The following is a 22,505-nucleotide window of genomic DNA, read 5'->3' as shown; positions in this document are numbered from 1 at the left end:
TCAGTTTTAAATTTTATCGTTGGTAGATAACTTCTACATCGTAGTCATCATCATCCCAGTCGTCATCCCAATCATCATCATCTTGAGATGTTGCTTTCTGATGATAAGTATCCCACTTAAATTCAACTTCTTCTTTCTCTTCTTCAGCGAATTTCTCTTTCGGCATACTATCAAGTAGCGCCATAATATCATGACATAGTGCTTGGGTATTTTGCTTATTAGCAGCAGAGATACGGTAAACATTAACCTCTTCACCTAGCTCTTCGGCAATTTCATTACACAGTGCTTCAGCTTCATCTTCTGGTAATAGGTCAATTTTGTTAAATACTAACCAGCGCGGCTTTTCAGCAAGCTTAGGACTATATTGGTGTAGCTCATTAATAATCGCAAAGGCATTATCAACTGGATTTGTGCCATCAACAGGCATAACATCAATGATATGCAGTAATACACGACAACGCTCTAAGTGCTTTAAGAAGCGAATACCAAGGCCTGCGCCATCCGAAGCGCCTTCGATTAGACCAGGGATATCAGCAATTACAAATGACTTATTCGCATCTGGGCGTACTACACCAAGATTAGGAATAAGTGTCGTAAACGGGTAATCTGCCACTTTTGGTTTAGCTGCAGAAACACTGCGGATAAACGTTGATTTACCAGCATTTGGTAAACCAAGTAAGCCAACATCAGCAAGTAGCATTAGCTCTAGGCGTAAGCTACGAACTTCACCAGGTGTACCTAGTGTTTTTTGACGTGGCGCACGGTTTGTACTTGATTTAAAACGTGCATTCCCCAAGCCATGGAAACCACCTTTTGCAACAACAACCTTTTGACCATGCTTAGTCAGATCACCTAATGACTCTTCAGTATCAACATCAATGATACGTGTACCAACAGGCACCTTAAGCGTTAAATCAGCGCCTTTTTTACCAGTCATGTTACGGCTTTGACCATTTGTGCCGCGCTCTGCTTTATGAAAACGCTCAAATTGGTAATCGATTAACGTATTTAAGTTTTCATCGGCTTGTAGATAAACGCTGCCGCCATCGCCGCCGTCGCCGCCATCAGGACCGCCATCTGGTACATATTTTTCACGTCGGAAAGATACGACACCGCTGCCGCCATCACCCGCGTCACAACGAATTTCTACTTCATCTACAAACTTCATGATTACTCACTTTAAGATTGGCTTGTTAATAACTCTATTATATACCTAAGTGCCCTATTCAGCACCCAATGCCAAGGCGCTTAGGTATATATTTATATGCCTCAAAACAAAAAACCCCGCAAAGGCGGGGTTTTTCAAATATCGAGATGATTACTCAGCTACGATATTTACGTATTTACGGTTTAAAGGACCTTTCTGTTCGAATTGAACTTTACCATCTGCTTTTGCGAAGATAGTGTGGTCTTTACCGATACCTACGTTTGCGCCAGCGTGGAAACGAGTACCACGTTGACGAACAATGATGCTACCCGCTAGAACTGATTCGCCACCAAAACGCTTAACACCAAGGCGTTTGCTTTCTGAATCGCGACCGTTACGAGTACTACCAGCTGCTTTTTTATGTGCCATTTCTCAGTACCTCTAATTAAGCGCTAATGCCAGTGATTTTAACTTCAGTGAACCATTGACGATGGCCCATTTGCTTACGAGAATGCTTACGACGTCTAAATTTAACAATCTTAACTTTCTCACCGCGACCGTGTGAAACAACCTCAGCTGTTACTTTACCACCGTTTACGAACGGTACACCGATCTCGATTTTCTCACCATCAGCAACTAAAAGTACTGAATCAAATTCAACTGCTGCACCAGTTTCAACGTCTAATTTCTCAAGACGAATTGTTTGACCTTCAGTCACACGGTGCTGTTTACCACCACTTTGGAAAACCGCGTACATAATTAACTCCGTCTGTGCGCCCTCAAATCGACGCAACTAAAATATTCTTCAATAGGGCGCGAAGTTTACGCTAATGTGCAAAAACTAGCAAGCCTCTTTTTCGATAAAATGAATAAAAAATAGCTGCATTGAGAGCAATTCAATATTTTCCTCTATTCTATCCTAAAAACACCACATGCCAAGCGGTTTTTACGATCTCATGACAATTAAATTACGCTAATAATACGCACCTTGAAAATTCAAAAAGCTGATCACTTATTAATCAAGGCTATAAATTTATCTTGGCAAAATTGATCTCAAATAAAAAACTTTACAGTGTTTTTTTACTGAATCATCACAAAATATCGAGCAAGCGCTTTTTTTGTTGTACAATCAGCCCCGTATACCCATAAATATTGGCTCGGAGATCAATGGATATAAAAGCTATCCAGACGTTAATCGAAAATGAAATGGATGACGTCAATCAACTTATACATGCCCAAATGCGCTCAGATGTCGCATTGGTTAACCAACTCGGTTTATACATAGTAAACAGTGGCGGTAAACGCGTTCGTCCTATGTTGGCCATTTTAGCGGCAAAAGCACTTGGTTATGAGGGCAAAGACCATATTACGCTTGCCACTATCATCGAATTTATTCATACCGCAACTTTATTGCATGACGACGTTGTCGACGAGTCACATTTGCGCCGTGGTACGCCTACAGCCAACGCAGAGTTTGGTAATGCAGCGAGCGTTTTGGTGGGTGACTTTATCTATACACGTTCATTTCAGCTTATGGTTGGCCTAGGTAAAATGCCAATCATGCAAATTTTAGCTGATGCAACCAATGTCATCGCTGAAGGTGAAGTATTACAGCTAATGAATTGTAATGACCCTGACACGACAGAACAAAGCTATATGCAGGTTATTTACAGCAAAACGGCAAAATTGTTCGAAGCTGCAACCGGCCTTGCTGCAATTATTACCGAGCAAGACGAACAAACCCTTGAAGCATTAAACTTATACGGTATGCATCTTGGCACTGCATTCCAATTAGTGGATGATGTTCTTGATTACAACGCTGATGCCGAGCAACTTGGTAAAAACATTGGCGATGATTTAGCTGAAGGTAAACCTACCCTACCGCTTATCTACGCAATGCAAAAAGGCACACCAGAGCAAGTTAAGCTAGTACGCGAAGCAATTGAGCTTGGTAATGGTATGGACCACTTAGAGAGCATTCTAGCGGCATTAGCAGACACTAAGGCCCTTGAGTTTGCAATGCAAAAAGCTGAGCAAGAAGCTGACAAAGCAATTGCTTGTATCGCGTTCTTACCAGATACACCGTACAAACAAGCCTTAGAGAGTTTGGCCCGTATCGCCGTTGCCCGCGATCACTAAACGCTATTTATTCGAGCCATTAAAAAAGCCTGCATTTGCAGGCTTTTTTGTTTTCGGCGATTTAAAAAATCGCCTATCATCTGTCGGAATTAACCGTTGATGAAATCAACACCTTCTTGGATGTCTTTGTTAAGTGTAGCTAGCATGTCGTTTTTAGCTTGCTCTTCGAATGCACTTAACTCACCGTAAGAAAGGATTTCTTCAACGCCGTTTTTACCTAGACGAACTGGGTGTGCGAAGTATGCTGCGTCACCGTTTTCAACTGCAACGTATGCGTAATCAACTACTTCTTCACCTTGTAAGCCTTTAACTAAAGACATACAGAAGCGTGCTGCAGCAGCACCCATTGAAAGAGTCGCTGAACCGCCACCCGCTTTAGCGTTAACAACTTCAGTACCTGCGTTTTGGATACGTGGAGTTAATGCTGCAACTTCTTCGTCAGTGAAAGTAACACCTTCAACTTGAGATAGAAGAGGAAGAATTGTAGTACCTGAGTGACCGCCGATAACAGGAACTTTAACGTCAGTTGCGCTTAAACCTTTAAGTTCAGCAACAAATGCTTCTGAACGGATCACGTCAAGCGTTGTGATACCGAATACACGATTAGCATCGTAAGTACCCGCTTTTTTGAATACTTCAGCAACGATTGGCACAGTGCCGTTTACTGGGTTAGTGATGATACCTACTAACGCTTTAGGACAGTTTTTAACGATGCCTTCAGCTAATGTTTTGATGATACCTGCGTTTACGTTGAAAAGGTCCGCACGGTCCATGCCTGGCTTACGTGGCATACCCGCTGGGATAAGAACGATATCACAACCAGCTAATGCTGCGTCTAGGCTGTCAGCACCAAAGCCTTCAACTTTAACGTCTGTTGGGATGTGAGAAAGATCAACCGCTACACCAGGAACAACAGGGGCAACATCGTATAACGATAATTCAGAACCTGCAGGTAAACTTGTTTTTAATAATAAAGACAATGCTTGGCCGATACCGCCAGCTGCGCCTAAAACAGCAACTTTCATTGGAATTCTCCGTAATTTGAGGTAGGAAATATTTGTGGCCCTAAAGATAATGAAATTAGCGACTAAAAACAAATTTATCCTGCTTATTTCGCGTATAATTTCGACCATAGTTGTAAACTTGGCTGTAAAGACACAGCATTTTGGACGACTTTGTAAACTAATACTGCATAAATATGCAGAGTTGTGTAGAATTACCCTACATTTTATGAATAAAGAAACGGCAACATGCAACCACAAGACAAACAAGAAGCACTGATCAAAGCGTTTAAAGCGCTATTAAAAGAAGAAAACTTCGGCTCACAAGGTGAGATTGTCGAAGCATTAAAAGAGCAAGGCTTTGATAATATTAGTCAAAGTAAAGTCTCTCGCATGTTAAGCAAGTTCGGTGCAGTTCGTACTCGTAATGCAAAACAAGAAATGGTCTATTGTTTACCGGCTGAAATGGGTGTGCCAACAGCGAAAAGCCCACTGCGTCAGCTTGTTATTGATATTATGCATAACGAAATGATGATTATTATTCGCACCAGTCCAGGCGCAGCACAATTAATTGCTCGTTTACTTGATTCACTCGGTAAGGCAGATGGCGTACTAGGTACCATTGCAGGCGACGACACTATTTTTATCGCCCCTGCGAAGATTTCTGAAATCGATGTGACGCTCGATCGCGTGCGCACTTTATTTGATACCGTTTAAAGTTGCTTTAAGAAGTTTACTGACGGGGCGAAAAACGCAGATCCCATATCGGCTTGAGTAAAATCGAGCCAATGATCATAGCAATCGCCCTGCCCCAAACGACTCTTTAATACCTGCTCAAACGCATCCCCTTGCGCAGCACACGAAACCATTAAAATACCCTGCTTATGCACATCACCAAATGGCATGCTTTGGTTTAGCAATAGTGGCTGGCCATGCTCATCTTTTAATTCACTACGAACCGCATGACTGGTTTCTACAGCAGGCACAATCAAGGTGTTATCTAGACGCGTGCGCCCCATGATTTGCTCTTGCTCAGACAACGATAAATGCTGCCAGACACTCAAATCATGCACAAAGCGCTGAACATGAATATAACTGCCTTGGTCTTCAAAGTGACCCGGTTTATCGATAAGTGCTGTACTACGTTTTTGACGGCCATGAGGTGTATCGCCTGCATAAATGAAGCCGTTAAAATCACGTCCATCTAAAAACCGAAAATTACGGACCTGCTCCACCAGCTCAACATCCGGTGTTAATAATTTTAGAATTTGCAGAGCAAATAGATGATTTACATCTTCACGGTCTGAGCGAATTTGCACAAACAAGTCAAATGGCTGCGCACTAATCACATGCTCACTATGAGTCACATTCGGAAAGCTTTGCAATTGGCTAGGGATAAACTCGGGCAAAATATGCGGCCAATACTGAGCACCAAGGGCAACCACACACGATAGCATAGCTTCTGAGAACTGATCAGCAAACTCATCTTGAATGACGCTAACGCGTTTTAGTTTTTTACGTAATGACTCATCATGGCCATCGTAAACATTAAAAAACAGGTGCAAACCATGTAAGTTTGCTTCAGCACAAATCCCAGATTGCGCTTGCGCCATAGTGAATCCTTAGCTTCTCGTTATTTGCACAAAGCCAAGGATTCAAGATTGTTATTTATTACTAATCATGAAAAAAATTGACTGTGTGCGGCATTATTTTTATTTTTACAGGCTGCTCAACAGCTAACACGCGGTCTTGCTCTGCAGCAACTTCACACTCTTGCCCTGCAATATTGATACGATATACATAACGCGTACCGATAAAACGCCTGTGCAAGATAGTTAAACTGTTTGCGTCACTGTGCGCAGCTTCACACAACTGAATATGATGCGGCCTTATATACACTTGACCTTGCTGACAATTAGTATTGCTTGCCGTCAATGAGTGAACCACACCAAACGCCGTTTCGTATTCAGTTGGCGTTAATACTTTTGCCGTTAAGTATATGCCCGTACCAAGAAACTCTGCAACCACCTTTGAGTTAGGTTGACTAAATAACTGCTCCGGAGAGCCCTGTTGGGCGATTTTTCCGCCATGCATAACCGCAAGCGTGTCGGCAAATGCGAAAGCTTCTTCCTTCGAGTGGGTAACAAATACCGCAGAAACCTGCTGAGCTTTAATAATGCGACGTATATCGGCAATAAGCTCAAAACGCACTTGTGTATCAATATTCGAAAATGGCTCATCAAGTAATAATAAACTTGGTTTGTAAGCAAGTGCACGGGCTATTGCCACTCGTTGCTGCTGTCCACCAGAAAGCTGATGCGGATATCGCTTTGCACAACCATCGAGTTTAACAAGGCTAAGCATTTCATCGACACGCTCTCGCTTTTGCGCTTTACTCATGTTGCTTAGGCCAAACGCAATGTTGTCGCTTACCGTTAAATGAGGAAACAACGCATAGTCTTGGAACATCATGCCAATATTACGTTTTTCCGGTGCAACAAACAGCCCACTATCGTTGACCACTTTTGAATCAATACTCATATAGCCTTGCTCAGGCTGTAAAATTCCGGCAATTGCCTTTAAAGTGGTGGTTTTGCCGCATCCACTTGCGCCAAGCAAACAGACGATTTCATCTTGTTCTACATTGAGGTTTAGTTCACTCAACACCTGAGTCGCATTGTACTGATAAGCTAAGTCTTTAATTATCAAATGACTCATGAGTGATTTTGCTCCATCGAACGATTAACGAAATACAAAGGGATTAACCCAACTAACACGATAAACAAGGCTGAAATTGACGCAAGCTCCAATTGCTCATCACTAACATATTGAAAAACATGAGTTGCCAGGGTTTCAAAATTAAAAGGTCTGAGTAATAGAGCTGCTGGTAACTCTTTCATGCACTCAATAAACACTAACAAGCCAGCTGTTAGAATGCCGCGCTTTAACAGTGGTAAATGTACTCGCCACAAGGTTTGTAAGGACCCTTTGCCCATTGATTGGCTGGCCATATCTAGCGATGGGCTAATACGTAAAAAACTGCTTTCAAGCGCGCCATGCGCAATCGCATAAAAACGTACAACATAAGCAAAAATCATCGCAAATAAAGTGCCGCTCAAAAGTAATCCTGGTGATAAACCAAAAGGTTCAAGCCAATTATTTAATGCATCATCTAACTGAGTTAATGGTAGCAATACGGCAATGGCTAACACAGTACCAGGTAAGGCGTAGCCAGTACTTGCTAAACGCCCTGGGATCAAAGGGTAAGCTTGTTTCGCAATACGTTGATAAAACAATACCAATAAGCTCAATAGAATAGTTGCAATACTCACCACAACAGCCACTTTAAAGCTTTGCCAAGCGTAATTAAAGAATGCCCCATTCCATGCTTCATCTGCATAAACAATGGCGTATTTAACTAACACCCCAACCGGCAGGATAAAAGCCAGTATTAGCACAACGGTGCAAGCAAAGCTTGCAGCCCATGCAGCACTGCCTTTTAAGCGATATAAGGTTGCGCTGTTAACGCTTGACTGACGTTCATACACAGCTTGATTACGACGACTAAAGCGCTCAACCATGATGGTTAAAAACAAAATCAGTAACATAATGCCTGAAATTTTCGCCGCTGCCGTTAATGAGTAATAGCCAAGCCATGTATCGTAAACAGCGGTCGTTAGTGTGCTCACAGCAAAGTAATTAACGGTAGCAAAATCAGCCATAGCTTCCATACTGATCAATGTAACCCCTGCCACAATCGCCCCACGACCAAGAGGTAAACTAACGCGTAAAAAGCTTTGTAATGGTGATAGACCCATCAGTTGACTAGCTTGTACTAGTTTAAAAGACTGCTCTCTGAGTGCCGTTTTAAAAATAAGGAATAAGTAAGGATAGAGTACCAAGGCAATCATAATAATAGCCCCAGTTAATGTACGAATATCAAAAAACCAGTAATCGTCTGGTGATTGCCAACCAAACCAGTCTCGAAGGGCGATTTGTACTGGCCCTGCGTAATCAAGTAAGTCGGTATACACATAGGCGATTAGATAAGTTGGCATTGCTAATGGCAGCATTAATGCCCATTCAAATTGCTTACGCCCAGGAAACTCACAATATGCAGTTAACCAAGCTAACGGCAATGCTATTACACAGCTCAGCAGCCCTACCCCAGCAATGAGTATGAGAGTATTACGGGTATAATCCCACAGCACAGTATCGAAAAGGTGCTGAAATACATCTGAATCTCCTTGCAGAGATTCAAATAACAAAAAGCCTAATGGCGTAACAAGCAACAGGCCAATAAGCCAGGCTATAAGCTGCCAGCGCGACAGCGAAAACTTCACATGCATAAGTGGATTAATACCAGATAAAATAAAAGCTGTTAAAAAACAGCTTTTATAAAATTGTGTAACGAGGAATGTTCTCGTTATAAATCAAACTTTACTTCGTCAATCAGCTTCAGTGCCACAGGGCGATATTTGCTGATCTCATCAAGAGGAAGACTATCTTCTTTAAACTCCCCCCATGATGCAACCATCTCAGATAATGCAACCCCTTGCTTTACAGGGTATTCCATATTAACTGAAGCATACATATTTTGCGCCTTATTGTCGGTCATATACTCAACCAGTTTCAAGGCATTTTCAGGGTTTTTAGCATAACGGGTCATAACAACGCCCGATACATTGATATGAGAACCACGGTTTGTTTGGTTAGGGAAGTTAATATAAACCGCTTCAGCCCATGATTTTTGCTGCTCATCTTGCATCATTTTGCCAAAATAATAGCTGTTGCCTAACGCCAGATCGCATAAACCTTCTTTTACGGCTTTGACTTGCGCTCTGTCATTACCTTGCGGCTTTCGTGCTAAATTGGCTTTTACGCCCTCAAGCCATTGCTTAGTTTTTGCTTCGCCATGGTGAGCAACCATAGAAGCAACTAAACCTAAATTGTAAGGGTGTTTACCAGATCGAGTGCAGATTTTACCTTTGTATTTTGGGTCTGCTAAATCTTCGTAAGTTAACTCACCAAGTGCACCAACGCGCTCTTTTGCAGAGTAAACATTACGTACACGTTTAGTAAGTGCTATCCATTGACCGTCGGCATCGCGAAAAGTGCTTGGCACATTCGCATTAACCACATCACTATTAATAGATTGCGTTAAGCCTAAGTCCTCTAATTGAATCAGCGCACTAAAATTTGAGGTTAATACTAAATCAGCCTTACTGTGCTTACCTTCACGCTTTACACGCTCAATCAAACCTTTTTTGGCAAAAACCACATTGGTTTTAATACCTGTTTGCTTTGTGAAATCATCCAAAATAGGCTGGATTAAGAATGGTTGGCGAAACGAGTAAATGTTTACTACATCTGTAGCGAATGTAGGCGCGCTTAATAATGCGCTAAGTAATACTAAGGCTGTTTTCTTCATTTTATAGCACCTAAATAGTAACAATTATCAAAATATTTTACCTAGAGTTAGGGCAAAGTGCACCCGTTTAAACTTATATTTCAATCAACCTAACTGCCATTTAGGAATTTGCATGTAAGAGATATCTCACCCACATGGCAGTTATTGAGTAAAAACCACCAGCAAACACTGCACAAAACAAGGTAAACAATTGAAATATAACAACATAATTCAAATGACAATAAAATAACCAGCAGATTAAGTAAGATTTTGACCTACTCAGCTTTGCCCATTTCTCTATAATTACTTACATCAACTAAGCAAGAAGCTTAATGAGTAGATGGATAAGGAAGCATTACTCATAATACCGCGGAATAAGGTTCATTAGGAGAATAAGGAATCAAGGACAGGCTTAGGAAAAGTAACGCAATGGAGTGACAACCTACGGACAGCATCAGGATGATGTGGAATGGCATGACAACAGGACGTTGTTATACAGGAAGTTCAAAAAGTGGAATAAAGGACAGGCCGTTAGGGCATCGCAACGGATTTGCAAATAAAGGGATAGTGTCAGGATGGCACGTAAGGGAGTGGTAAAGTATTTATCAGCATGGATGTAAAGGACTAACAAGGAAACAAGGCGGGATTGCCTTATATTGCACAGAACCAATAAGTAAAGTGTAATCGCATGGATTGGCAAAGTTTAGGGAGTTGATTAGATTCAATTGCAGGATGCAAAAAATTAAGAAGATTCCGCAAGCGCGACTAGAGATAGTACGCGCTTTTCTTTTGCCTAAAATTTAGTAAAGAGTTATTGCTCTGGTCGCCCTTTATTTCGCTTACCTAGCAGATAGGCATCTCTAAACTTAATAAAATGTTGTTCAAGCTTTTGAGTTGCATCTACTTCACCCGCAAGGGCAAGTACCATAATAGCTACTTCAGCGGTGCCTAGCTGATGCTCATGCGGGGCAACACGCAGTCGATAATCAGATAGCTTTTCAGGCGTAATTGAAAGCACAGGAAAATTATCTAGATAAGGGCTTTTACGGATCATTTTCTTTGCTTCGCGCCAAGTACCATCTAAGAAGATAAACAACGGACGCTTACCTTCAACAGAAGTTACTTCGGTGATCACGCGCTCTTCATCATCAACATCGCTGGCAGGAAAAATAACCATAGGCTGATACTGTGGATCTGCCAACAAGCTTAATAAGGCGTCATCTGGATTTGTTCTATCCCACTTAAAGGCATGGTTATCTGGCACGATTTCAGCAATTAAACGGCCAGTATTTGACGGCTTAAAACTCTCATTATGGTACATAAGTAAACAGACCGCGGCATAACACTGAGCCTGCTCAACGCCTTCACAAATACAATAGTGCTCGGCTAATAAACAACGCTCACAACGCGTTAACTTTGCTCCTCGTGCTTTGAATTCACGACGAGACTCAGTCATTTGCTGAGCACGAAGCATTAACACTGAATTATTTGAGATAGTAGCCACTGTATTTACCAGATAATTAAACGGCGCGTATTGTAGCTAAAAATATGGGGAATAGATATTGATCTAAGTAGTTAGTGGTTAGTGGTTAGTGGTTAGTGGTTAGTGGTTAGTGGTTAGTGGTTAGTGGTTAGTGGTAAAACAAGTATAATTCATTTCATGTATAACAAGCTTTTGTTCAATTACAAAAAATAAAACAACTCTCTCGATCAACTAACGACTGACATCTGATATCTAACCTCTAAAAAACAAAAAACCCAGCCGGAGCTGGGTTTTTAAAACGATTAGTCAAAAGAACTTACTTCTTTTTAACTGCTTTTTTGTTTGGAAGGTCAGTGATTGAACCTTCGAAGATTTCAGCAGCTAGACCGATTGATTCGTTTAACGTTGGGTGAGCGTGAATAGTTAACGCTAGGTCTTCACCGTCTGCGCCCATTTCAACAGCTAAGCCGATTTCACCTAGCATTTCACCTGCGTTGATACCAACCATAGCACCACCGATAACACGACCTGAGTCTTTATCGAAGATTAGCTTAGTTTGACCTTCAGTACGTGCTGAAGCAATTGCACGACCAGAAGCAGCCCAAGGGAATACAGCAGTTTCGATGCTTAAACCTTGCTCTTTAGCTTCTTTCTCAGTTACACCAACCCATGCGATTTCTGGATCTGTGTATGCGATTGAAGGAATGCACTTAGGATCGAAGAAGTGTTTCTGACCAGAGATAACTTCTGCAGCAACGTGAGCTTCGTGAACCGCTTTGTGTGCAAGCATTGGTTGACCAACGATATCACCGATAGCGAAGATGTGATCAACGTTTGTTTTAAGCTGCTTATCAACATTGATGAAACCGCGCTCATCAACGTTAACACCTGCTTTATCAGCGTCTAGTAATTTACCGTTAGGTGTACGACCAACAGCAACAAGTACTTTGTCGTAACGTACTGCGTCAGCTGGTGCGTTTTTACCTTCGAATGAAACGTATAGACCGTCTTCTTTCGCTTCAACGCCAACAACTTTAGTAGAAAGCATTACGTTGAACTTGTTCTTAACGTATTTTTGGTAGATCTTGATAACGTCTTTATCAGCTGCTGGTACTAATTGATCAGCAAACTCAACTACGTCGATTTCAGAACCTAGTGCACGGTATACAGTACCCATTTCAAGACCGATGATACCACCACCTAAAACGAGTAGTTTCTCAGGAACGTCTTTAAGCTCTAGCGCACCTGTTGAGTCAATTACACGGTCATCTTCAGGGATGAAAGGCAAGTTAACAGGTTGAGAACCCGCTGCAATAATAGCATTGTCAAAAGTGATTGTTGTTGTACCGTCTTCACCTTCAACAGCAAGAGTGTTGCTGCCAGTGAATTTACCGTAGCCGCTAACTACTTTCACTTTACGCATTTTAGCCATGCCGTCTAGGCCGCCAGTAAGTTGACCGATTACAGACTCTTTCCAATCACGGATTTTGTCTAGGTCGATTTCAGGCTTGCCAAAAGTAACGCCGTGAGATGACATTTCAGCTGCGTCATCAATCACTTTAGCTACGTGTAAAAGTGCTTTTGAAGGAATACAACCCACATTTAGACATACACCGCCTAATGTGTTGCGAGATTCTACCAGTGTAACTTCTAAGCCCAAGTCAGCAGCACGGAAAGCCGCAGAATAACCACCAGGACCACCGCCTAGTACAACAACTTGAGTTTTTAATTCGTTGCTCATGCTATTACCTTAAATGTTTGAACGGGACACTGCCCCTAAGTTTAACTGCCATGTTTCTGCAAGGCAGAAAGGGAGAGCAGATATCTATACCAAGATTGTTCTATGGCAAAGATTGTATCATTGCCAATGGTAAAAATCCCAGCAAAAAACAACTTGCTGGGATTTGATTCTTATAAATTATGAGACGATTACATCACCAATTGACGAATATCGCTCATGTAGCTTGCTAGCGTCACAGTAAAGCGTGCTGCTAGTGCACCGTCAATAACCCTATGGTCGTATGACATTGATAATGGAACCATTAATTTAGGTTCAAACTCTTTGCCATTCCACTTAGGTTTCATTTCTGACTTAGATACACCCAAGATAGCAACTTCTGGTGCATTCACAATTGGTGTGAACGCTGTACCACCGATACCACCAAGGCTTGAGATTGTGAAACAACCGCCTTGCATATCAGATGACGTTAGCTTGCCTTCACGTGCTTTCTTAGAAATATCCATTAACTCACGAGAAAGTTCAATGATGCCTTTCTTATCAACATCTTTGAACACTGGAACAACTAGACCATTTGGCGTATCAACTGCAACACCAATGTTGATGTATTTCTTCAAGATTAAGCTTTCGCCGTCTTCAGACAGTGAAGAGTTAAACGTTGGGAATTCAGCCAATGCTTTCGCCGCTGCTTTCATCACAAATACAAGTGGTGTGATTTTAACACCCAGCTTTTTCTTCTCAGCAAGCGCATTTTGCTCTTTGCGGAATGCTTCAAGGCTTGTGATATCAGCTTCGTCAAACTGTGTAACATGCGGGATTTGCACCCAGTTACGATGTAAGTTAGCACCTGATAGCTTCTGGATACGAGAAAGTTTCTTCTCTTCAATTTCACCAAACTTAGCAAAATCAACCTTAGGCCAAGGGATAAGACCTAACTCACCGCCACCGGCATTACCTTTACCTGCAGATAGCTGACCTGACTCAACTTTCTTCACAAGGTCTTTCACGTAGTTTTGTACGTCTTCTTTCACAACACGATTCTTACGACCCGTGCCTTTTACGTTTGCTAGGTTAATACCAAACTCACGCGCTAAACGACGAACAACAGGCGATGCATGTGCATACGCTTTGTTATCTGCAAAACCTTCGTTGCTTGCAGGTGCTGATGCAGGCTTTTCAGCCGCAGGCGCTTTTGCTGCAGGTGCAGGCGCTGCTTCAGCTTTTGCAGGGGCTGGTGCAGCTGCAGCTGGTGCACTACCTGCTACTTCAAATACAAAGATAAGTGAGCCAGTTGATACTTTATCCCCAGCTGCTACTTTGATTTCTTTAACAGTACCAGCAAATGGTGCTGGTACTTCCATTGATGCTTTATCGCCTTCAACGTTTAAGATTGACTGATCTTCTTCAACCTTGTCGCCTACAGAAACCATCACTTCGGTTACTTCAACTTCGTCACCACCGATATCAGGCACGTTAACTTCTTTAGTGCTTGATGCCGCTGCTGCCGGCGCAGCTTCAGCTGGTGCTGATTCTGCAGCTGGCGCTTCTGAACCGCTTGAAGCTGTTTCAAAAACGAAGATTAGAGAGCCCGTTTTCACTTTATCGCCAGTCGCGATTTTGATCTCTTTAACCGTACCCGCAATTGGAGCAGGTACTTCCATTGATGCTTTATCGCCTTCAACGCTTAATAAAGATTGCTCTTCTTCAACCGTGTCACCTACCGCAACCATGATTTCAGTTACTTCAACTTCATCATCGCCGATATCTGGCACAGTTACTTCCTGTGTAGCAGAAGCTGCTGGAGCTGGCGCTTCTTTTTTATCCTCTGCAGGAGCCGCAGCTTGTTCTTCACCTTCGAAGATCATGATAAGTGAACCAGTAGTTACCGTATCACCTTCAGCTACTTTAATTTCTTTAACCGTACCTGCTTGTGCAGCAGGTACTTCCATTGATGCTTTGTCGCCTTCAACCGTTAATAACGATTGGTCAACCTCAACCTTATCACCAACGCTAACAAGGATTTCGGTTACTTCAACTTCATCGCCACCGATATCTGGTACATTAATTTCAATACTCATTGGAACCTCTTATGCGTATAGCGGGTTAACTTTGTTTGTGTCGATGTCGAATTTCTTGATTGCTTCAACAACTACTGACTTCTCAACTTCACCACGTTTAGCAAGCTCAGATAGTGTTGCAACCACAACATAACCAGCATTCACTTCGAAGTGACGACGTAAGTTTTCACGGCTATCAGAACGACCGTAACCATCAGTACCTAACACTTTGTAGTTACTGCTTGGTACGAATGAACGAACTTGTTCTGCGTAGTTCTTCATGTAGTCTGTTGCTGCAACAGTCACGGCATCTGTTAATGCGTTCGTGATGTAAGCAGTCTTTTGCTCTGCTTCAGGGTTAAGCATGTTGAAACGCTCAGCGTCTTGACCGTCACGAGTTAACTCGTTGAATGATGTTACAGAGAATACATCTGAACCAATACCATACTCTTCGCTCAGGATTTGTGCCGCTTTACGCACTTCAATCATAATAGTACCTGAACCTAGTAACTGTACTTTCGCTTTATCGCCAGCCACAGTTTCAAGCTTGTAGATACCTTTACGAATACCTTCTTCAGCGCCTTCTGGCATTGCTGGTTGATGGTAGTTTTCGTTCATTAGCGTTAGGTAATAGAACACGTTTTCTTGGTCTTCACCGTACATGCGACGGATACCGTCTTGCATGATTACCGCTACTTCGTATGCAAATGTCGGATCATAAGAAATACAGTTAGGAACCGTGTTAGCAAGAATGTGGCTGTGACCATCTTCGTGCTGTAAACCTTCACCGTTTAGTGTAGTACGACCTGCCGTAGCACCTAGTAAGAAACCACGTGCTTGTTGGTCACCAGCCATCCATGCCATATCACCTACACGTTGGAAACCAAACATTGAGTAGTAGATGTAGAATGGGATCATTGGTAAATCGTTAGTGCTGTATGATGTTGCAGCAGCAACCCATGATGACATTGCACCTAACTCGTTGATACCTTCTTGTAGTACCTGACCTGATGTTGCTTCTTTATAGTAAGAAACGATGTCACGGTCTTGTGGCGTGTAGTTTTGGCCATGCGGGTTATAAATACCGATTTGACGGAATAAACCTTCCATACCAAATGTACGCGCTTCATCAGCGATGATAGGCACGATGTTTTTACCAATGCCTTTGTCTTTTAGTAACACGTTAAGTGCACGTACAAAGCCCATTGTTGTAGAGATGTCACGTTTTTGCTCTTCAAGTAGTGGCTTGAACGCGTCAACTTCTGGCAATGTTAAGCTTTCAGAAAACTTAGGAATACGCTTAGGTGTGTAACCTTGTAGCGCTTCACGGCGAGCGTGAAGATACTTGTACTCTTCAGAGCCTTCTTCAAGAGTAAGATATGGCAAGTCTTTAATTTCTTCATCAGAAACTAAATCTTGTAGACCTAAACGTGAACGTAAGTGCTCAACATGGGTCATGTCCATTTTCTTAACTTGGTGCGCGATGTTTTTACCTTCAGCCGCTTCACCCATGCCGTAACCTTTTACAGTTTTAGCTAGGATCACAGTTGGACGGTCTTTAGTTTCTTCCGCTTTTTTGAATGCAGCGTAAAGTTTTGAAGGCTCATGACCACCACGCTTAAGTGCGAAGATTTCTTCATCAGTCATATCAGCAACAAGTGCTGCTGTTTCTGGGTAACGACCGAAGAAGTGCTCACGAACATATGCACCGTCTTTTGCTTTGTATGTTTGGTAATCACCGTCAATCGTTTCGTTCATTAACTGCAGTAATTTACCTGATGTATCTTTAGCAAGTAGGATATCCCAACCACTACCCCATACAACTTTAATCACGTTCCAGCCTGCACCTTTGAATAGGCCTTCAAGCTCTTGAATGATCTTACCGTTACCCATTACTGGGCCATCTAAACGCTGTAAGTTACAGTTGATTAGGTAACATAGGTTATCTAGCTTCTCACGTGCAGCGAATGAGATTGCACCACGTGATTCTGGCTCATCCATTTCACCATCGCCTAAGAAAGCGTATACACGTTGGTTTTTAGTGTCTTTTAAGCCACGACCGTCTAGGTATTTTAAGAAACGAGCTTGGTAGATTGATGCAATTGGACCAAGACCCATTGATACCGTAGGGAACTGCCAGAATTCAGGCATTAACTTAGGGTGTGGGTATGAAGGAAGACCTTTACCATCAACTTCTTGACGGAAGTTATCAAGCTGCTCAGCTGTTAAACGACCTTCAACAAATGCACGTGCATAGATACCTGGAGAAATGTGACCTTGGTAATAAACTAAATCACCGCCATCTACATCGTTTGGTGCTTTGAAGAAGTGGTTAAAACATACTTCATAGAATGCAGCTGAAGACTGGTAAGAAGCCATATGGCCGCCTAAGTCTAGATCTTTTTTCGACGCGCGTAATACGATCATGATCGCATTCCAACGAATGATTGAACGAATACGACGTTCAATGTTTACGTCACCTGGATAAGCAGGTTCTTGATCTACCGGAATGGTATTAACGTAGTTAGTGGTTGTGCCAGTAGGCATATCAACACCGTCTAAACGGGCTTGCTCTAACACTTGCTCAAGTAAGAATTGAGCACGTTCAACACCTTCTTCACGCACAACAGACTCAAGGGCTTGTAACCACTCTTGTGTTTCTAGCGCGTCTACGTCAATTTTATTGACTTCAGACATATGGAGGTTTCCTTATGTTTAAAATACTAATTATTTTAATAAATCTTAAATTAAGTAGTTAACTAAACTTAGCTAATCACTTGCTTAATGTTGTTTGGTGCGTCTTAAACTACGTTCAATCCGCGAATGCTCTTTGCCAGCCTCAAGTAAGGCTTCTTCGATAAAGGCTAAGTGAGCATTACTAGCAAGACGTGCTTGCTCTGGGTTTCCTTCAATAACCGCATCCATCAACAGTCGTCTATGTTCTGCGAGCTGTTGGCTGATCTGTGGTTTTTTTAACAGTACAGTTAAATTCTGTAATACATTTTGCTCTAGCAAGGCCTGCATACCACGAACTAAATGTAGCAGTACAACGTTATGGGACGCTTCTGCCACACTAAAATGGAATGCATTAATTGCTTTTGCCTTTTGCACAATGTCGTCATTTACGAGCGCAATGTTGTCAAAGCTTTGTTTTACTTTTTTGAAGTCATTCGTTGTGCCACGCATAGCTGCATAATATGCTGCGATTCCTTCAAGGGCATGACGAAATTCGAGTAAATCAAATTGTGACTCTGGATGCTTACTAATCAAATCAAAAAGCGGATCAGTGAGCCCCTCTTCAAGCTGATTTTTTACGAACGTTCCGCCACCTTGGCGACGCGTTACTAACCCCTTGGCTTCTAGCTTTTGAATCGCCTCACGCAATGAAGGTCGCGATACTTCAAATTGTTTCGCTAATTCACGTTCAGGAGGCAGCTTTTCGCCTGGCGCCAACGACCCCTCAAGAATCATATTCTCAAGTTGTTGTAAAATTACATCAGATAATTTTGCTGCTTTAATCTTTAAAGACATTTATTAACGTCCGCATTGTTATGCGCTAACCCCATAAATATCGGGTATTTAGCCTTGTGCTTTGACCAAAAAGGTAAATTGGTCATACCAAATTTGTCGCATACGTTATCAAAAACCCGTATTTCTGTCAATTTCACTACGCTCAGCGCCTAGTTACACCCTAACGTAATTCGTCTAAAGATTAAACAGTATGGATTAAAGTGGCTTTTTCTGAAGGAAAAAACAATAAAAAAGAAATGGTCAGACCAGATTGACAGGCTAAGCTATTAGGAGTCAGATTTAAGATGTTAGATGAATTGAGCAGCTTTGTAGCAGTGGGTTTACCCCGCATCGTTGAATTGAATGCTGAGAAATATTCGAAGTAGGATGCACTTCAGTGCTGAAAAATTAAAACTCAATCAAAGTGCATTAGTAGAGCGATTAATGAATAAAGTTATACAACAAGCCTTACTCTTGTAACTTGCTAACTTTACTCTTGTAACTTGCTAACTTTACTCTTGTAACTTGCTAACTTTACTCTTGTAACTTGCTAACTTTACTCTTTCAACTCGCAAACTTTACACACTAAGCCAACCCACCAAACAGAGTTAATGCTGCGATGATCACTAAAAAGAATAATACATTTCTTTTTACAAGCTTCATCATGCAAGTAGCTTCATAAGTACAGCCAAAATGTTGCTGCTCAATTTGCTCAGCGGCAAGTGCAGTTTGCGTAACTACTTTTCGGTTACTCACTGAAAAGTCGAGCACATACTTCAGCCAACAACTAGTGCCTTTATTAAAGTTGCCAATCACTAAATAACCAAAGCTCGCAACCCGAGCTGGTAACCAATCGAGCCAAAACAGTAAGCTATGGATCAGTTTAAAACGTTTTGCGTAAGCCACCTTATGATCGTCTCTGACTTTATCAGCAAAGGTTCGAACTAGCGCATATAGAACCGCGCCAGGCACACCTAACACCACAAACCAAAAAATAACTGCACAGTAAAAGCGAAAATTTAACCAAGCTAAAGTTTGGCCAAAAGTTTCACCTTGAGGATCATCTTCTGTCTTCTTTTGACCCATCTGTAATGCAAATAAGGTCGCCGCTTCTTGATCGTTGCGGGTTAACGCATTTAAGTAAGACTTATATAAAGCACGTTGCTTAGCACAGCCAAAACACACCAGCAGAACAGCAACATTCAAAGCTAGTTGCCAAATAATAAAATCAGAGAGTTGATAAACTAAACCTGTGGCAACGACAGGCAGCATTAACCAAATCAAAAAACCAACTGGCGAATTAAATAAGCCTTTTTCTGAGAGTTGTTTTTGCGAGTGCTTAAGATAGGTATTGGCATAAAAACCGATTTGCCAATAATCAGCGCGAGCCCCTAAACGCTCAATTACCAAAGCAATAATTATTGAAATTAAGATCATGCTTTTACCTATATCCTTTAACTAAAACACTAAATCAAAATAGTATTGCCAATCAAAACTCGCACCTGGGTCAGTTTTTCTGCCCGGAGCAATATCACAATGGCCAACAATGCGCGAACGGTTTATCTCAGGGTACTTTGCCATCAACGCCTTAGTCACTAAGTGTAATGCATTATACTGGGCTTGGGTATACGCTTGCGTATCTGTACCTTCAAGCTCAATGCCCACGCTAAAATCATTACAGCGCTCTCTGCCTTCAAACGTTGAGATACCAGCATGCCAAGCTCGTTTTTCAAAAGGCACGTACTGAATAATTTCACCGGTACGACGAATAAAGCAATGCGCAGACACTCTTAAACCTTTTAAATCTGCAAAGCTTTCGTGCGCTGCACAATCAATTGCCCCCATAAATAAATCATCAACATATGGCGTAGCGAACTGACCAGCAGGCAATGAAATATTATGAATAACAAGTAATGACACCTCGCCCTCAGGACGCTCATCGTAATGTGTACAAGGCCTTTGTAACACAGTGTTTAGTTGACCCAATTCATTTATATGCATATTAAAAACTAACGATGACAATAAAGTTAAATAGTGTAAAGGGTTAAAATCTCAGGGTCTAGTTGCTTTGATTCAATCACTTAAAGTAAGAGTAAGGATACTTTACTGTGGCCAATCTTTATCTTCTATTAAGGGGTTAAACATAGTAAAATTTCGCCAATTTATTAATAAACAATGAGCTTTCTACATGTCAGTCCCTCACACTTTAATTAGCCAACTGGTAAAACTCGCCCTTGATGAAGATTTAGATTACCAAAGCGCAAATGACGGTGATATTACCGCGCAACTAATTCCAGAAAACGAGCTAGCCAATGCTAAAGTAATTACTCGTGAAGACTGTGTATTTTGTGGTAAAGACATTATTTTAGAAGTATTTAAGCAAGTTGACCCTTCTGTTGAAGTTGACGTACTCGTAAATGACGGCGACAAAGTAGCCGCAAATAGCACACTTTTTACAGCATCTGGCTCAGCGCGTGCTATTTTAACTGCAGAGCGCACTGCCCTTAACTTTGTACAAACACTATCAGGTACAGCAACAACAACTGCTCATTATGTAAAAGAGCTTGAGGGCACGACTACGCAGCTACTCGACACGCGTAAAACAATTCCAGGTTTACGTGCGCTACAAAAATACGCTGTAAAATGTGGTGGTGGTGCGAATCATCGTATAGGCCTTTTTGATGCGTTCCTAATTAAAGAAAACCACATTGCTGCCTGCGGGGGTATTGATAAAGCCGTCGCTCAAGCTAAAGTAAACCACCCGACAAAGCCAGTCGAAGTAGAAGTAGAATCACTCGATGAGCTTGAACAAGCGATCACTGCGGGAGCTGACATCATCATGCTCGATAACTTTACTGTAGAGCAAATTCAACAAGCCGTTGTGCTTACAGATAAGCGCGCAAAGCTTGAAGTTTCTGGCAACATGACACTTGAAACTTTAAAAGCTTATTCACAGGCCGGTGTTGACTTTATTTCAAGTGGCGCACTTACAAAAAATTTACAATCAATCGATCTATCAATGCGATTTAACGCCTAACCCCCTCCCTTTACGTATTTAATGCTTTACCTAATTCGTTGACAAGAAAATAAAAAAAGCATTAAATACGTAAAAAGCCTGAATAGATAACAAAAAATCAATATCTTTTTAGCGCTTTTGACTATTTTGTATGCCTACACCCTAAACCTACTCAAGATTGCAATCAATTCAATAAGTTCCTGAGCAGGAGCAGTGTTTACAAGGTGTTTATAAATAGTACAACTATGTAGAACTAAGCTTATTTTACATCAAACAAAGGTAGGAAAGTTCTGAAAAATTACTTTATTAACAGGAAAATGGCTTCCAAAAACGCTTAATAATGCTAAAGTAATTTTATGAACTCTGAACATAGGATGTTCATGAAAAGCTTTGTTAATAATCAAGCTTTACTCAAACTGATTTTAAGTAAAACTGTAAGATTTTTCCTGTAAATTGAGCCTTGGTTTTACAACGCTGAAGTTACAGCTAAACTTACTAAATCATCATATCCTTTAGGAGAGGAACAAATGACACAACAAAAGCAACAGGGTTTCACCCTAATTGAATTAATGATTGTAGTTGCAATCATCGGTATTTTGGCTGCAGTAGCACTGCCTGCTTATCAAGACTACACAAAACGTGCACACGTCAGTGAAGGTATTACACTTGGTGCTTCAGCAAAAGCAGCTGTAACTGAATATTATGTTTCTCAAGCAGCTCTACCAACAACAAACTCAGCAGCTGGTCTACCTGCGGCTTCAAATATCACTGGTAATGCAGTCAATTCAGTAGCAGTTGGTGCGGCTGGTATTATTACTATTACTTATAATAATAAAGTAGCCTCTGGTACAACAATTATCCTAACCCCTACAGTAGACAACACTAAAGGGTCAATCACATGGACTTGTACTGCAGGTACTGTTGACGACAAATATAAACCAGCAAACTGTCGTTAATAACTTAATTTATACGGAAACATAAAGCCTCAGCAATTTACTGAGGCT

19 protein-coding genes are annotated in these 22,505 nt (G+C 41.6%); 4 read left to right on the top strand and 15 right to left on the bottom strand.

Annotation, left to right across the window (positions count from 1 at the left end):
- Positions 1-13: 13 nt before the first annotated feature.
- The 3 genes from cgtA to rplU form a co-directional block, all read right to left on the bottom strand.
- Positions 14-1,168 carry an Obg family GTPase CgtA gene (cgtA, locus tag NFU46_RS16640; protein WP_054551016.1) on the bottom strand — a complete coding sequence of 385 codons (1,155 nt, stop codon included), beginning with the start codon at positions 1,166-1,168 and terminating at the stop codon, positions 14-16.
- Positions 1,169-1,318: 150 nt separating this feature from the next.
- Entirely contained in the window at positions 1,319-1,576 is a 258-nt protein-coding gene (gene rpmA, locus NFU46_RS16635; protein ID WP_054551015.1) for a 50S ribosomal protein L27, read from the bottom strand.
- A gap of 16 nt (positions 1,577-1,592) precedes the next feature.
- Positions 1,593-1,904, bottom strand: a complete 312-nt coding sequence (rplU, locus tag NFU46_RS16630) for a 50S ribosomal protein L21 (RefSeq protein WP_036965957.1) — start codon at positions 1,902-1,904, stop codon at positions 1,593-1,595.
- 410 nt (positions 1,905-2,314) lie between these two features.
- Here rplU and ispB point away from each other — a divergent pair, with 410 nt between their 5' ends.
- Positions 2,315-3,286: an octaprenyl diphosphate synthase gene (gene ispB, locus NFU46_RS16625; RefSeq protein ID WP_054562777.1), complete on the top strand. Its 972-nt coding sequence runs from the start codon at positions 2,315-2,317 to the stop codon at positions 3,284-3,286.
- Between the two features lie 89 nt (positions 3,287-3,375).
- Here the strand turns inward: ispB and mdh are convergent, their stop codons facing one another.
- Complete coding sequence (gene mdh / locus NFU46_RS16620) at positions 3,376-4,311, bottom strand: malate dehydrogenase (protein WP_054562778.1); 936 nt, start codon at positions 4,309-4,311, stop codon at positions 3,376-3,378.
- Between the two features lie 225 nt (positions 4,312-4,536).
- Between mdh and argR the strand changes: the two genes are divergently transcribed.
- Complete coding sequence (gene argR / locus NFU46_RS16615; RefSeq protein ID WP_054551012.1) at positions 4,537-5,004, top strand: transcriptional regulator ArgR; 468 nt, start codon at positions 4,537-4,539, stop codon at positions 5,002-5,004.
- Here argR and NFU46_RS16610 read toward each other — a convergent pair.
- The 11 genes from NFU46_RS16610 to ampD all read right to left on the bottom strand — a co-directional run bounded on the left by NFU46_RS16610 (position 5,001) and on the right by ampD (position 20,486).
- Positions 5,001-5,900, bottom strand: a complete 900-nt coding sequence (locus NFU46_RS16610; RefSeq protein WP_054562779.1) for a Dyp-type peroxidase — start codon at positions 5,898-5,900, stop codon at positions 5,001-5,003. The two genes, argR and NFU46_RS16610, sit on opposite strands and share 4 nt — an antisense overlap.
- 61 nt (positions 5,901-5,961) lie before the next feature.
- Positions 5,962-7,005: an ABC transporter ATP-binding protein gene (locus NFU46_RS16605; protein WP_175082552.1), complete on the bottom strand. Its 1,044-nt coding sequence runs from the start codon at positions 7,003-7,005 to the stop codon at positions 5,962-5,964.
- Complete coding sequence (locus tag NFU46_RS16600) at positions 7,002-8,636, bottom strand: iron ABC transporter permease (protein WP_251603409.1); 1,635 nt, start codon at positions 8,634-8,636, stop codon at positions 7,002-7,004. Before NFU46_RS16600 ends, NFU46_RS16605 begins: the two co-directional genes overlap by 4 nt.
- Before the next feature lie 77 nt (positions 8,637-8,713).
- Positions 8,714-9,718, bottom strand: coding sequence for a Fe(3+) ABC transporter substrate-binding protein (locus NFU46_RS16595; RefSeq protein WP_251603405.1), 1,005 nt, complete (start codon positions 9,716-9,718; stop codon positions 8,714-8,716).
- A gap of 790 nt (positions 9,719-10,508) precedes the next feature.
- Positions 10,509-11,171 (bottom strand): tRNA-uridine aminocarboxypropyltransferase, encoded by a 663-nt coding sequence (locus NFU46_RS16590; protein ID WP_285835549.1) that lies wholly within the window; start codon positions 11,169-11,171, stop codon positions 10,509-10,511.
- 325 nt (positions 11,172-11,496) lie between these two features.
- On the bottom strand, positions 11,497-12,921 hold the full coding sequence (lpdA, locus tag NFU46_RS16585; protein WP_054562783.1) for a dihydrolipoyl dehydrogenase: 1,425 nt from the start codon (positions 12,919-12,921) through the stop codon (positions 11,497-11,499).
- Between the two features lie 188 nt (positions 12,922-13,109).
- Complete coding sequence (aceF, locus tag NFU46_RS16580) at positions 13,110-14,996, bottom strand: pyruvate dehydrogenase complex dihydrolipoyllysine-residue acetyltransferase (RefSeq protein WP_251603402.1); 1,887 nt, start codon at positions 14,994-14,996, stop codon at positions 13,110-13,112.
- A gap of 9 nt (positions 14,997-15,005) precedes the next feature.
- Positions 15,006-17,672, bottom strand: coding sequence for a pyruvate dehydrogenase (acetyl-transferring), homodimeric type (gene aceE, locus NFU46_RS16575; protein WP_062566172.1), 2,667 nt, complete (start codon positions 17,670-17,672; stop codon positions 15,006-15,008).
- A gap of 84 nt (positions 17,673-17,756) precedes the next feature.
- Entirely contained in the window at positions 17,757-18,506 is a 750-nt protein-coding gene (gene pdhR, locus NFU46_RS16570; protein ID WP_036965924.1) for a pyruvate dehydrogenase complex transcriptional repressor PdhR, read from the bottom strand.
- 564 nt (positions 18,507-19,070) lie between these two features.
- A complete protein-coding gene (gene ampE / locus NFU46_RS16565; protein ID WP_251603399.1) occupies positions 19,071-19,922 on the bottom strand; it encodes a beta-lactamase regulator AmpE in 852 nt (283 codons plus the stop codon).
- 21 nt (positions 19,923-19,943) lie between these two features.
- Entirely contained in the window at positions 19,944-20,486 is a 543-nt protein-coding gene (ampD, locus tag NFU46_RS16560; protein WP_251603396.1) for a 1,6-anhydro-N-acetylmuramyl-L-alanine amidase AmpD, read from the bottom strand.
- A 187-nt stretch (positions 20,487-20,673) separates the two neighbouring features.
- Between ampD and nadC the strand changes: the two genes are divergently transcribed.
- Together nadC and NFU46_RS16550 are read left to right on the top strand one after the other, a co-directional pair.
- Positions 20,674-21,522: a carboxylating nicotinate-nucleotide diphosphorylase gene (gene nadC / locus NFU46_RS16555; protein WP_251603393.1), complete on the top strand. Its 849-nt coding sequence runs from the start codon at positions 20,674-20,676 to the stop codon at positions 21,520-21,522.
- A 506-nt stretch (positions 21,523-22,028) separates the two neighbouring features.
- Positions 22,029-22,457 carry a pilin gene (locus NFU46_RS16550; RefSeq protein ID WP_251603390.1) on the top strand — a complete coding sequence of 143 codons (429 nt, stop codon included), beginning with the start codon at positions 22,029-22,031 and terminating at the stop codon, positions 22,455-22,457.
- The last annotated feature ends 48 nt before the right edge of the window (positions 22,458-22,505 follow it).

This window comes from Pseudoalteromonas sp. NCCP-2140 (assembly GCF_023708065.1).
In the GTDB taxonomy this organism is placed as follows: domain Bacteria; phylum Pseudomonadota; class Gammaproteobacteria; order Enterobacterales; family Alteromonadaceae; genus Pseudoalteromonas.
The sequence above is the reverse complement of the archived record's forward strand: the minus strand, read 5'-3'. Positions and strand labels throughout refer to the sequence as shown.

Excerpts from the sequence above, each read along its gene's own strand:
- cgtA (WP_054551016.1), bottom strand. The coding sequence starts at position 1,168 with ATGAAGTTTGTAGATGAAGTAGAAATTCGTTGTGACGCGGGTGATGGC.
- rpmA (WP_054551015.1), bottom strand. The coding sequence starts at position 1,576 with ATGGCACATAAAAAAGCAGCTGGTAGTACTCGTAACGGTCGCGATTCA.
- rplU (WP_036965957.1), bottom strand. The coding sequence starts at position 1,904 with ATGTACGCGGTTTTCCAAAGTGGTGGTAAACAGCACCGTGTGACTGAA.
- ispB (WP_054562777.1), top strand. The coding sequence starts at position 2,315 with ATGGATATAAAAGCTATCCAGACGTTAATCGAAAATGAAATGGATGAC.
- mdh (WP_054562778.1), bottom strand. The coding sequence starts at position 4,311 with ATGAAAGTTGCTGTTTTAGGCGCAGCTGGCGGTATCGGCCAAGCATTG.
- argR (WP_054551012.1), top strand. The coding sequence starts at position 4,537 with ATGCAACCACAAGACAAACAAGAAGCACTGATCAAAGCGTTTAAAGCG.
- NFU46_RS16610 (WP_054562779.1), bottom strand. The coding sequence starts at position 5,900 with ATGGCGCAAGCGCAATCTGGGATTTGTGCTGAAGCAAACTTACATGGT.
- NFU46_RS16605 (WP_175082552.1), bottom strand. The coding sequence starts at position 7,005 with ATGAGTCATTTGATAATTAAAGACTTAGCTTATCAGTACAATGCGACT.
- NFU46_RS16600 (WP_251603409.1), bottom strand. The coding sequence starts at position 8,636 with ATGCATGTGAAGTTTTCGCTGTCGCGCTGGCAGCTTATAGCCTGGCTT.
- NFU46_RS16595 (WP_251603405.1), bottom strand. The coding sequence starts at position 9,718 with ATGAAGAAAACAGCCTTAGTATTACTTAGCGCATTATTAAGCGCGCCT.
- NFU46_RS16590 (WP_285835549.1), bottom strand. The coding sequence starts at position 11,171 with ATGCTTCGTGCTCAGCAAATGACTGAGTCTCGTCGTGAATTCAAAGCA.
- lpdA (WP_054562783.1), bottom strand. The coding sequence starts at position 12,921 with ATGAGCAACGAATTAAAAACTCAAGTTGTTGTACTAGGCGGTGGTCCT.
- aceF (WP_251603402.1), bottom strand. The coding sequence starts at position 14,996 with ATGAGTATTGAAATTAATGTACCAGATATCGGTGGCGATGAAGTTGAA.
- aceE (WP_062566172.1), bottom strand. The coding sequence starts at position 17,672 with ATGTCTGAAGTCAATAAAATTGACGTAGACGCGCTAGAAACACAAGAG.
- pdhR (WP_036965924.1), bottom strand. The coding sequence starts at position 18,506 with ATGTCTTTAAAGATTAAAGCAGCAAAATTATCTGATGTAATTTTACAA.
- ampE (WP_251603399.1), bottom strand. The coding sequence starts at position 19,922 with ATGATCTTAATTTCAATAATTATTGCTTTGGTAATTGAGCGTTTAGGG.
- ampD (WP_251603396.1), bottom strand. The coding sequence starts at position 20,486 with ATGCATATAAATGAATTGGGTCAACTAAACACTGTGTTACAAAGGCCT.
- nadC (WP_251603393.1), top strand. The coding sequence starts at position 20,674 with ATGTCAGTCCCTCACACTTTAATTAGCCAACTGGTAAAACTCGCCCTT.
- NFU46_RS16550 (WP_251603390.1), top strand. The coding sequence starts at position 22,029 with ATGACACAACAAAAGCAACAGGGTTTCACCCTAATTGAATTAATGATT.